Here is a 12268-nt window from a genome sequence, read left to right on the forward strand (position 1 = left end):
GACTATCCAGTTGTCTGTTCCTTAGCAAACCTTTTTCAGTGCTGCTTCTCTCTTTGCCAGTTCCAAGTCATGCCGCACCATGATTTTAATCAGTTCCTCATAGCTTGTCTTTCTCGGATTCCATCCGAGTATGGTCTTAGCCTTTGTCGGATCCCCAAGCAGAGTATCCACGTCTGTGGGTCTGAACCATGTCTCGTTCACTTCCACAAGCACATTTCCCGTCGCTGTATCGATGCCCTTTTCTTCGATCCCCTTCCCTTCCCAGCGAAGAGTAATCCCAGCCTCTGCAAATGACTTTTCAGTGAAATCCCTGACTGTATGCTGTTCTCCCGTAGCAATCACAAAATCATCCGGTGTCTCCTGCTGCAGCATCAGCCACATACATTCTACATAATCTTTTGCATATCCCCAGTCCCTGAGGGAATCCATATTGCCCAGCTGCAGCGTTTTCTGCAGTCCACAGGCGATTCTGGCTGCTGCCAGTGTGATTTTCCTTGTGACAAAATTTTCTCCACGCCTTTCTGACTCATGGTTAAACAGGATTCCATTGGCTGCAAACATGCCATACGCCTCCCGATACTCTTTAACAATCCAGAATCCATACTGTTTCGCTACCGCATAAGGGCTGTAAGGATGGAATGGCGTCGTCTCTTTCTGCGGCACCTCTTCTACCTTTCCGTATAATTCTGATGTAGATGCCTGATAGACCCTGGTTTTCCCCGTCAGTCCCAGAATCCGGACAGCTTCCAGTATACGAAGCACCCCGAGTGCATCCACATCCCCGGAATACTCCGGTACGTCAAAGGATACCTGTACATGCGACTGCGCCGCCAGATTATAAATCTCATCCGGCTGTACGATTCCAATGATACGTATCAGGGATGAAGAATCTGACAGGTCGCCGTCATGCAGTGTAACTGCATTTTTTTCTATCAGGTGATCAATACGTGACGTGTTGGAAATCGATGCCCTTCGTGTAATTCCATGTACCTCATACCCTTTTTTCAACAAAAATTCAGCCAGATAGGAACCATCCTGTCCTGTAATACCGGTAATCAATGCCTTTTTCATATCTTTCCCTCTCTATTTTCAAATGAATTTAATTACATGCTCAATTACCGATTATACTTGGATATTGTACAAAAAGTAATAGAGATTCTTGCTATATAATAGGACTATCTTGAACAGTGTTTTTTTCAATATAATCCTGATTTTTATATATAAATACCTTATTTCTGCTGATTTTGTGAATTATTATTACTGTTCACAGGCACGCCTGTAAACAGTAACTCGCCTGCCCATTTAAAGTCGCCTTCGGCGAGGGGCAGGCTTATTGGCTGCTTTACGTTATTCCTCCCAGCCTATCAGCGTAGTGATAGGCTGGGGAGTGAACAGTAACGAATTATTAACTACTTCACAAAATATGATTGGATTATTTTGCTTTCTATGTTACATTCTATATAGGATTATATTGACAAAGGAGTTTTATCATGGATAAACAATTATTTACCGGTAACCAGGTACAGTCCAACAGAGTCTTGTATACACCTTCGGTATTTGCCAAGAGTTCTTTGATCTACCTGCAGGAAACGGGTGAACTCACTGCACTTAAGCCTCATGTGAGCCGGAGGGAACAATTAAATTCCTACCTGTTTTTTATCGTATTAGACGGTCTGGGTAGTGTGCAGTACGACAATAAAGAGGTGCACCTGCGCCCCGGAGACTGCGTTTTCTTTAACTGCCAGAAGCCATATTCCCATGCTTCCTCGGCTGAACAGCTCTGGCGGCTCAAATGGGTCCACTTTTACGGACCGAATATGGACAGCATTTATGAGAAGTTTTTAGACAGGGGTGGAACCTGGTATTTTACAACAAGTGAACCTGCACGCTACGAAAACCTGCTGGAGGAAATATTTCTGACTGCAAATGCCGACAGTCCTGTGAGAGACATGAAACTATATGAAAAGCTGGTCCGGCTATTGACCCTTACAATGGAAGAAAGCGGCTCGCACAGCCTGATTTCAGATCATCAGGAGGCCGCACAGACTAAATTAAACGATATAAAAAAATATATAGATGAACATTTTACTGAAAAAATATATCTGGATGCGCTGTCGGAACACTTCTATATTAATAAATACTATCTGACAAGGCTGTTCAAGAAACAATTTGGGGCATCCATCAACCACTACATCATTTACCAGCGAATCACTCTTGGAAAGCGCCTGCTGCGATTTACTGATGACAGCATCGAAAATATCAGCAGAGAATGTGGAATAGACGATCCCGGATACTTTACGAGACTCTTTAAAAAAATAGAGGGCATAACGCCCGGGGAATTTCGAAAACGGTGGGTAAAATAAAATTACCCCCGCAGTCTTCATGCGGGGGTGCTTCTCTTCCTATGCGTTTTAAAACTTATGCCACAATTCCAACGCTTCCTTCCAGCAAAGCTGTCCGCCTGCCAGTATAGAACATGGCTTATCAAGTGTGATTTCTTTCCCGTCCACCTGGCTGATCCTGCCCCCGGCCTCACTGATAATCAAAGAGGCTGCAGCATAATCCCAAGGCTGGAGAAGGAGCTCCGTATAAATTCCATTGCTGCCGGATGCGACTCTGCACAGGTCAATGGCTGAGGAGCCGCCGTTGCGGACTCCGAGGCTGTTCAGATAAAGGGATTTTGCAAAATCAAATATCCGGTCTGTATCGTCGGAATTATATCTCGCACATCCAAACGCCGCGATGCTGTCCACAAGGCCTTTCGATGTACTTGCAATTTTCTTCCCATTCTTAAAGGCACCTTTTCCCTTTTCCGCTGTATAGAGTTCCTCTGTATAAGGATTATAGACGGCCGCGAAAACCATCTCCTTATTCTTCGCAAGTCCCAGCGAAACACAACTGTTTTTATAGTCGAATATAAAATTCGTCGTTCCGTCAATGGGATCAATAATAAAACAATACCCTTCTCCCATACTCTGCTGAACCCCATTCTCTTCTGCCAGAAATGCGGCCTCAGGAATCAGTTTCTTCATTTCCTGTACAAGAAAATCCTGCACCTTCTTATCATACTCTGTGACAAAATTAGAAAAACCTTCCTTATTATATATATCCGTTTCTGCAGCAGACGCATTTTTCATCATACCGCCCGCCTGTTTCACACATTTCGTTATTTCTTCGTATAGCATGGCCGCCTCCCGTTACCGTTTACACCCCAGCCTATCTCTACGCTGACCGGCTGGGGGCTTTATGTATTAATCCCATATAAATGCGGATTCCCATACATCTACTCCGCTGTCCTGGAAAATTTCATGCAGTCTGTCTTTCAGCTGCTGTTTTGTAACTCCCTTATTCAAGATTACCATCAGGAAGCCGCCCCCGCCGGCGCCGGCAATAAACCGCCCGCTTATCAAATCCTGACAGGATAGGAAAATCTGCTCGATACAAGTGTTGGATGATCCCTGGTCAAGCTGTTTTGAAAGTTCCCAGTGCCGGTTCAGAAGTTCTGCAAACTCATCTACACTGCCTCTTTCCAGAGCAAACTTCATCAGCGCTGCCAAAGGCTGCATCTCCTTCAGTGCCAGTATACTCTCCGGCCTTGCACCGATGTAGCTTCCGACAACATCACGCAGAAGGTTTCTTGCCAGCCTGCGCTGCCCTGTATAAATGACAGCGAACCGTTCCTGAAGCTCTTCTTTTACAGAATCTGACAAATGCACCTTCTCAACATGAATTTCCTGATCAATGCCCGGCTCTGTCGTAATAAACTTTACTCCGTTCGTCAGACCGCCAACCTGGTCCTGCCATCCTCCGCCGGTGCTCATAATCTGTTCCATAGAAAGAACTATGCCGTAAATCTCATCATCACTGATATCCGCACCAAGGAATTCGTAAATCCCTTTTACACATGCACCTGACAAAATACTGCTTGTCCCTAGACCGGAGCCCTTTGGTATGCCGATCACCTGCGTGGAAAGATAAATCCCTCCGCCCAGACGCTTCAAGATATCTTCCAATGACGCATCCCCATATAACGGCACAATCCCGCATGCAATCAGTGCGGCTTTGTGGAGTGCAAAAGAATCATATGGATTATGGCAGTCCTGAACTTCCGAAACAGTATGAATCTCTCCAAACACACCGATATCCGTGGACTCAAATTCAATATGGTAATCTTCAAGCCGTTTTACCGTAATCTGTACCGGCAGAATCCCATTCAGGCTGATTGCAGCATTCAGCACAACTCCGCCCTGTTCATTACAGTGCGGCGGGGTATCCGTCCAGCCGCCTCCCCAGTTAACACGGACCGGAAGCTTTACATCAACCCTGTCCTTACAGATCTTAAATGAATTAGCAGTACGCAGTTTACTGACCGCATTGTCAAAAATTTCTTTCTGAATCCCTTCAAAACATAGTCCCTCTGTATAGTCATAGGACATCCCATCAAATTCCAGATCTTTTTCCTTCATAAATCTGGAAACCGCATAGTAAATCCTGATCCTCAGTGAAAAATCTGCATCCTGCGCATCCTTCAGAAGCTCCCTGTAAATCGCCTCTGTAATTCCCTTGCTGCCAAACACCTGATAAGCATCTTTATAATAAACTCCGCTCTCCAGCATATTTACAAACTTACTTGCAAGGATACGGTTTTCCAGCTCATCCTTCCATGATCGGCTGTAATTCACATCTGCCATATAAAAACTGGAATACAGACTCATTCTCTTCCTTGTCTTCCACTGCCTGATCTCTTCTTTCGCAGCACGCCCATGACACATATCATAAAGGAAAAGAGCCTGCTCTATTCCTTCTTGCATGGTGTCGCATACCGGATATAGGTTGGCAAACCACAGATACTTGTCCTTATCCTGCCACAATGTATCCTGTGAAATATCATTTTCACTTAACAGCCCGGAAAGACTGGTACCCAGAAAACCGTCATTTTCTTTATAGAATCCCTTCGGATTATCTTCCACACCATAAATACGGACAACATACTTCCCGTTAATCAGACGCAGGCCATGCAGAACGATCCCCGGCGGAATGACACAGTCCGTCAGCTTTAAATTGGATATCACGCATCCTTCACCGACCTTTGTATTGCCCAGTATAAAGCAGTCCTCCAGATACGCACCTTTCCGGACATTCGCCCTGCGCCCTACATACGCCCTGTGTGCAGCAAAATCTGCATCTCCGACTCCTGAGAACATCACCTGCTTTTTCCAGTTAAGGAACTCATAGGAGGAAACATCCTCTGTCACAAGACTCAGAAGTTCCTTCGTAGTACCAAAATGTATAAACTCTGCCGGAGAAAGGCACAGCAGTTTCATAGAAAATGAATGTATCGCCTGCCAGATTTTCTCACGGCAGCTGATCAGTTCTTCGCAGATTACCCCTTCTGCCGCTTCCTGATAAAACTGCTCCAAAGTAGCCTCCCGCGCCAGCGGATAAAGAAAATCACCATAAAAGCTGATCCGCGCCTTGTCATTTACAAATTCCTGAAATTTACCCTGATCCAGATGTCCATCTGTACTGATCAGAGAATACAGCGCATCCATAAGACCTGTGCTTAAGATCACGGCCCCGGTATCCAGATCCACACATCCCCTGTCATTCACCGCACCGCTCTCCCTGAGCATAGATACCGTCTGTTTATGTAAAAACCTTGCCACGTAATCATTCCCGTCATTCAAGAAAACGCCATGATCCTTTCCCGTATCCACATGCTCCTTGAACGAGATAGCTGCCGCACCTTCATTCTGGAAATCAATCTGCAGAGGATTGAACAATAACAGAACATCACCAGAAAGAATCAGCATCCCTTCCCTGAACCTGGAAGGCACACCGGACATCACGATCATGAACTCATCAAACAACGTAGAGGCATATCCATTCGGGAGTTCACGCGGAACCGGGGAAAATAATTTACCCGTCGCAGAATACTGCGGAACACGTTTACTGTCCCCTCCGGAATGAATCACAAGGATCCGCTTGTCTTTAAAATGATGCTCTGACTTCCCTTCGCGCTTAGCAAGGTAAGCCAGCACATTAAAAGTGGCTCCTCCCGATCCCACTCTCCTGCCTTCCGGGTCTGGAAGGACCTCATAAATCGTAGAAGACGGAAGGCGGCGCTGCTGAAGGCGCTCCTCAATCTGCCCGCGGTACATCGCCGCCTGCTCTTCATTGGATGCAGTCAGAATCACATAGTCCCACTTAATAAAACTAGACTTTTTGAGACTCCTCTCATAATCTTCCCATGCATCAAAATATGACTGGCTCAAAAATAAATTCTTCATTCTTTTAGATGTTAATTCCATATTACTTTTTCCTTTTCCTGCGGTATTTTATTTTGGATTATCTTAATTTGGCTTCGAGACTTCAAATATTACTGCTTTATTTATTATAGCGGAGTTGGGGGGAAATGACAAGGCGGGGGAGGGGGAAATGGGGGGAGGTGCTAATAATAACAATTATTTGGAGGTAAGAGGAGCAAATTGTTCCTGTAGGCAGTAGAAAATGTGAAGTATATGGAGAAGGGGAACTGCGTAAGTGAGTGGTTGCTTTTAATAATTTTTAGCATGTAAAGTGTAAATTTGTTTTGTTATGAGATCCGGATTTATGGGATTGATATTTCAGCTGACAAGTATAGTTTATGGGCTTGTCGGTTTTGAACGTATATGAGAAAAAATAGCCAATGGGCGGTGTGGATAGTATCCAAATGATTGATTATTGTGTGAACGTACTGCTAAAAATATACATCACGCACATTAAAATGGGGAGTATTGTGAAATATGCAATCTGAAGATTTGAAGGTTATAGATAATAAAAATGTCATAGATTTCTTGGGCATTAGACTTAACAATATGACAGAACAGGAAATTCTCGATTATGTGGATTATTGTATTAGTAGAAAAACTCCATGTCAAATAGTTGGTGTGAATGTAGACCAGGCTTTGCGAGTGATAGAGGATGAATATTCTGGTCAGATTTTCAAGGATGCCGAGATTGTTTTTACCGATGGCAAGCCTATCATTTGGATGGCTAAGTGGCTGAAACGCCCTATCGTTGAAAAAGTTTCTGGTCCGGACCTCATGTTGAAACTGTGTGAAAGAGCAGCAGAAAAAAAGTATAAGGTTTTTCTTCTTGGTGCTGGTCCCGGTGTTGCTGCACAAGCTGTGGTAAATTTGGAAAAATTATATCCGGGATTGCAATGTGTCGGTACTTATTCACCACCATTCGGTTTTGAAAAAGACAAGGAAGAGATGGAGAAAATTGTTTCCATGCTTAGGGATTCGAAAGCTGATCAATTGTTTGTTGGTATGGGGTCTCCGAAGCAGGATATTTTTATTTATGAAAACATGAATGAATATCAGATTCCAGTATCCTGTTCTATGGGAGCCGCAATTGATTTCATCGGTGGCGGAGCGAAAAGAGCACCAAAATGGATGAGTGATTACGGTTTGGAATGGTTCCATAGATTCCTTCAGAATCCGAAACGCTTGTATAGAAGATATTTTGTTGATGATAGGCGCATATTGAAATATTATTTTGAGTTTCGGAAGCGAGAAAAAGCTGCTGGGCGGTTGTGATTTGGAGAGAGACAATGATTAGAATTTTGGTTGTTGAGACAACAGAATTCGGATATGACGGGATATCAAACGTTGTATCTAATTACTATACATACATGGATCAAAATAGGCTTCATATGGATATTGTTACTATCAACCCGATATTTGGTCAATTGAAGAATTCATTGGATGTGAATGGTGGAAAAAATTACGTACTGGCATATCGTAATAGAAATCCTATAAAGTATGTTAATTCATTAATTAGTATCCTTAATAAAGTAAAATATGACATATTACATGTACATGGTTGCAGTGCAACGATGGCAGTAGAAATGATAGCTGCATACTTTAGTGGCGTGACGGTTCGAATTGCACATAGTCACAATACCAAATGTGACCATGTAACCGCAGATAAGATCCTACGCCCTGCTTTCAATGCTTTTTATACACATGGATTTGCTTGTGGACAGGAAGCTGGAGAATGGTTATTTGGCGACAAAAAGTTCCACATTATTTTAAACGGCATTGATGTTGACAAATTTAGATTCAATGAGAAAGTTCGCAGTTTAATGCAAAAGAATAATGCGCTGGAAGAAAAATTAATAATTGGTCATGTGGGAAGATTCAGCGAACAAAAGAATCACAGGAAACTTATAGACATATTTACCGAGATTGCAAAAATTAGGAGAAATGCGAAGCTTGTCCTTATTGGTGACGGCGAATTAAGAACAGAAATAGAGGCTATTGCAACAAAACGGCAATTGGATGTTCTGTTTGTTGGGTTGAGTGATGAAGTTGAAAAGTGGCTGCAAGCATTTGATGTAGTTGTGTTTCCATCACTCTTTGAAGGCTTACCGTTAGGACTTGTGGAGGCACAGGCAGCCTGCTTACCATGTTTGCTAAGCGATACGATTTCTCCGATGACCAGAATCACAGATCTTGTTGAGTTTGAAAGTCTAGATTCAAGTGATGGAAAGTGGGCACAGAAAGTACTACAGATGGTTGAGTGTAGCGATCGATGTGGAAAAAGCAAGGCAATAGAGCAACAGATTAAAGACAATCGATTTGATATTAGAGAAAACTGTAACGAATTAGTGTGTTTGTATATGGATTTACTTAAGGGGTAGAGGTATGAAATATTTAATACTTGGAGCAGGCCCTGCTGGCTTGACTCTTGCAAACAAATTAAAACAAAATGGAGAAACGAGTTTCCTCGTTTTGGAGTGTGAAGCGGAAGCAGGTGGTTTGTGTAGATCTGTTAATGTGGATGGTTCTCCATTTGATATTGGTGGTGGACATTTTTTGGATGTTCGACGTTCGCATGTAAATGAGTTTCTGTTCCAGTTCATGCCGGAAGAAGAGTGGAATTTGTATTCTCGTGACAGCCGCATTGAAGTGAACGGCAATACCGTCAATCACCCGATTGAAGCCAATATTTGGCAAATGAAGCTTGAGGACCAGGTGGAATATCTGAAGTCCATTGCTGTTGCTGGTTGTAATCTTTGCACAGATATGCCTGAGGCGTTTGTGGAGTGGATATACTGGAAGCTCGGCTCTAAAGTGGCAGTGGACTATATGATCCCCTACAACCAGAAGATGTTCAGTAAGGATCTAAATCAGCTTGGTACATATTGGCTTGAAAAGCTACCAAATGTGAGCTTTGAGGAAACGTTGCTGAGTTGCTTGAATAAGAGAGCATATGGCAAACAGCCTGGACACGCACAGTTCTATTATCCTAAGAAATATGGATACGGTGAATTATGGCTACGAATGGCAGAGGCGATTAAAAATAATATTGAATACAATAAAGCGGTGAAAGGTATTGACTTTAACACAAAGACACTTACTACTGCCGACGGAGCTACTTATCAAGCAGATGCAATTGTCACAACAATTCCCTGGATGGAATTCGATACGATTGTCGGGATGCCGGAGGATATTAAGAACAGTATCGCAAAGTTGAGGTTCAGCTCTATTCAGACGGAATACCACGCTGAAAACCTGAATACCGAGGCACATTGGATTTATTATCCTGATCCGAAGCTTTCCTTCCATCGCATTCTGGTTCGTCATAACTTCTGCCCGAACAGTAAAGGCTATTGGACCGAGACCAACAGTGAACGAATTGACATGGAAGAGCCAAATGACAACTTTAAGTATTTGAATGAATACGCTTATCCGCTAAACACAATTGATAAACCGGAAATCATGAAAAAGCTTCTGGCTTGGAGTGCAGAGCGGGGGGTATATGGTCTCGGTCGATGGGGTGAGCATGAGCATTATAATTCGGATTTGACGGTTGATTTGGCATTAAAGATGGTGGAGGTATTATCGTAATGAAACCGGGTATTAGTGTCATTGTTCCAATTTACAATGTGGAGCATTATTTGAAACGATGTATGACATCGTTGATAAACCAGACTCTGAACAATATAGAAATCATTATGGTGGATGATGGTTCACCCGATTCATGTCCGCAAATGTGTGATGAATATGAAAAAAATTATTCAAATATTAAAGTTATTCATAAGGCAAATGCCGGATTGGGCATGGCCAGAAATTCGGGGATAGAAATTGCGACAGGTGAATATATTGCTTTTGTAGACTCTGATGACTATGTTGATTGCGCAATGTACGAAGAACTCCTTAAAGTTGCAAAAAAGAACAATGCGGATTACGTTGGTTGCGATTTTGCGTTCTGTTCGGAGTCTGGTAAAGAAACGATGGTTAACGCTTATAAAAAGGAGTTTGTCTACTATGGCTCAGAAACAAAAAAGGTATTTGTTGATATGCTTGGAGCACCAGCTGAATATCATTCTGATGTTGTTAACCAGATGTCTGCGTGCAAGGGTATTTATAGAAAGAGTTTGATTGTTGATTGCAATATCAGATTTCCTTCTGAGAAACGATTGATAGCTGAGGATCTTATTTTTCATTTGGATTTCTTTGAGAATACAAAGTGTGTATGCTATATTCCTAAAGCTTTTTATTTTTATTGCATTAATTGGCAATCGGTAACTCATACATATGCAACAGATCGTTATCTTAGAGAAATTGCACTTTATGAATATCTTTGTGGAACTATAAGCGAATATCCTGGATCTATGAATAGAGTACAAAGAACTTTTTTGGGTAGAATTCGAGTTTGTCTAAAGGATTCCTTCAAAAGTAAATCGGCAGAAGCATGCAATACAAGAATGGCTATAATCAATAATGAAGTTGTGCAAAACGTAGCAAAAGAATATGACATATCAAATATGTATTTCCCGTATAGATTATTCATTATTTTTTTGCGTCGTAAAAATAAATTCGCATTAAGATTATTCTTTGGTTTATTGTCGCTGAAGGGTATACGCTCGTTAGTATAGCGGCAAAAAAAGAAGATAGAAGGAATAGCAAGTGAAGATAAGAATAGCGAGTTTTTTGAATATAATTGTGGGTTTTTCATTTGTGTGGCGAATTATCACAGAAAGTGTTAGCTTACCTGCCGTTTTGAGCTTTATACCGGACGCTTTACTGATTTTGGCCATAGTTATTTGTTATACCAAACATGCAAAAGCGAACATTCAAGATAAGAAGTTCCTTATGTTTGTGATTTCCTTGGTTCTTATTAGCATCGCTGGTTTTATAGCAAATTTTCAAGGCATAGAGTCTTTTTTTTACTATATATGGGGCGCCAGAAATCAAGGGAGATTTTTATTCTTCTACTTACTTGCAATATGGCTTTTGCAGGATATGCGTTATTTCAAATTCAAGCGTTTGGTTTATACAATGCTGATAGTCGAAATAATTATAGTAAGCATTCAATTCTTTATTATGGGGTACCGAAACGATTATGTAAGCGGAATATTTGGAACTGAACAAGGCGGAAATGGGGTAGTAAACATTTTCATCTGCATTATTACCATATGGGTGCTTGTGGATTTTCTGCATAAGGAAATATCTGCCAAAAGAGCCATTGCATTAATCGGTGCGTGTTTGTATATTGCAGCAATCTCAGAGATCAAATACTACTTTATAGAAATGATTCTGTTTGTTTCCATAACAGTATTGGTAACTGATAATGGAAGTCGAAAAATCAAAATTGTTGCAGGCGTAGCGATTGGATTATTGTTCGGTTTGCATATTTTGGGGTTGTATTATCCCTATTTTGCCCGTTTTTTCACCTTGGAAAATTTGATTGCCTATATGCAAAAGGGTGCGTTTAACCAGAACACTGCAACAGAGTTTCTGACCGGATACTCCAGAACCGCGGTCCTGCCGGGAGTGTATGATACGTTCTTAAACGGGAACATACTTAAGACCTTGTTTGGCGTGGGTCTGGGATATGCTGATTCGTCTCCAATAGCATTGTTTAATAGCAGTTTTTCTGAAAAATACGGCATACTCTTATATGCAAATTATCATTTCTCGATGGTATTTTTGGAAATGGGATTCGTAGGCCTGATTGTATTTGTAAGTTCTTTTGTAGGAACAATTGCGCAAGGAATTAGTACCTACCAAGCGAGCAATCGAAATAATAAATATGCCCTATATATTTTCATGATGGGGATATTGGGATTGATGGTGTTTTTCTACGATTCGTCATTGCGAACATCTGCAAGTGGATATTTTTATTATTATTCTCTAGCGGTGTCATTTATTTATATGAAGAAAAACAGTCATAGTGTGCAAGTATAGTTAATCTGATAGAAAAGGAGAATTAC

Annotated in this window: 9 protein-coding genes; 6 read left to right on the plus strand and 3 right to left on the minus strand. The window is 41.8% G+C overall.

Going from position 1 to position 12268, the window contains the following annotated elements; all coding sequences use genetic code 11:
- Positions 1 to 21: 21 nt before the first annotated feature.
- Positions 22 to 1071, minus strand: coding sequence for a GDP-mannose 4,6-dehydratase (gmd, locus tag DWX43_RS12130; RefSeq protein ID WP_118620437.1), 1050 nt, complete (start codon positions 1069 to 1071; stop codon positions 22 to 24).
- A 419-nt stretch (positions 1072 to 1490) separates the two neighbouring features.
- Between gmd and DWX43_RS12135 the strand changes: the two genes are divergently transcribed.
- Positions 1491 to 2363: an AraC family transcriptional regulator gene (locus tag DWX43_RS12135; protein WP_118620438.1), complete on the plus strand. Its 873-nt coding sequence runs from the start codon at positions 1491 to 1493 to the stop codon at positions 2361 to 2363.
- 48 nt (positions 2364 to 2411) lie between these two features.
- Here DWX43_RS12135 and DWX43_RS12140 read toward each other — a convergent pair whose 3' ends face one another.
- Together DWX43_RS12140 and DWX43_RS12145 are read right to left on the minus strand one after the other, a co-directional pair.
- Complete coding sequence (locus DWX43_RS12140) at positions 2412 to 3185, minus strand: inositol monophosphatase family protein (protein ID WP_118620439.1); 774 nt, start codon at positions 3183 to 3185, stop codon at positions 2412 to 2414.
- Between the two features lie 66 nt (positions 3186 to 3251).
- The gene (locus tag DWX43_RS12145; RefSeq protein ID WP_118620440.1) at positions 3252 to 6311 is read right to left on the minus strand and encodes an L-fucokinase; all 3060 of its coding nucleotides are present in this window, start codon (positions 6309 to 6311) and stop codon (positions 3252 to 3254) included.
- Between the two features lie 474 nt (positions 6312 to 6785).
- Here DWX43_RS12145 and DWX43_RS12150 point away from each other — a divergent pair, with 474 nt between their 5' ends.
- The 5 genes from DWX43_RS12150 to DWX43_RS12170 are packed head-to-tail and all read left to right on the plus strand — an operon-like array spanning position 6786 to position 12242.
- The gene (locus DWX43_RS12150; protein WP_243099301.1) at positions 6786 to 7583 is read left to right on the plus strand and encodes a WecB/TagA/CpsF family glycosyltransferase; all 798 of its coding nucleotides are present in this window, start codon (positions 6786 to 6788) and stop codon (positions 7581 to 7583) included.
- 14 nt (positions 7584 to 7597) lie between these two features.
- Positions 7598 to 8689, plus strand: coding sequence for a glycosyltransferase family 1 protein (locus tag DWX43_RS12155; protein WP_118620441.1), 1092 nt, complete (start codon positions 7598 to 7600; stop codon positions 8687 to 8689).
- A gap of 4 nt (positions 8690 to 8693) precedes the next feature.
- On the plus strand, positions 8694 to 9899 hold the full coding sequence (locus tag DWX43_RS12160; RefSeq protein WP_118620442.1) for an FAD-dependent oxidoreductase: 1206 nt from the start codon (positions 8694 to 8696) through the stop codon (positions 9897 to 9899).
- Complete coding sequence (locus tag DWX43_RS12165; RefSeq protein ID WP_118620443.1) at positions 9899 to 10930, plus strand: glycosyltransferase; 1032 nt, start codon at positions 9899 to 9901, stop codon at positions 10928 to 10930. The genes DWX43_RS12160 and DWX43_RS12165 overlap by 1 nt, the downstream gene beginning before the upstream one ends.
- 31 nt (positions 10931 to 10961) lie before the next feature.
- Positions 10962 to 12242: a hypothetical protein gene (locus DWX43_RS12170; RefSeq protein ID WP_118620444.1), complete on the plus strand. Its 1281-nt coding sequence runs from the start codon at positions 10962 to 10964 to the stop codon at positions 12240 to 12242.
- The last annotated feature ends 26 nt before the right edge of the window (positions 12243 to 12268 follow it).

It is taken from the genome of Clostridium sp. AF19-22AC, assembly GCF_003479085.1.
Taxonomy (GTDB): domain Bacteria; phylum Bacillota; class Clostridia; order Lachnospirales; family Lachnospiraceae; genus Faecalicatena_A; species Faecalicatena_A orotica.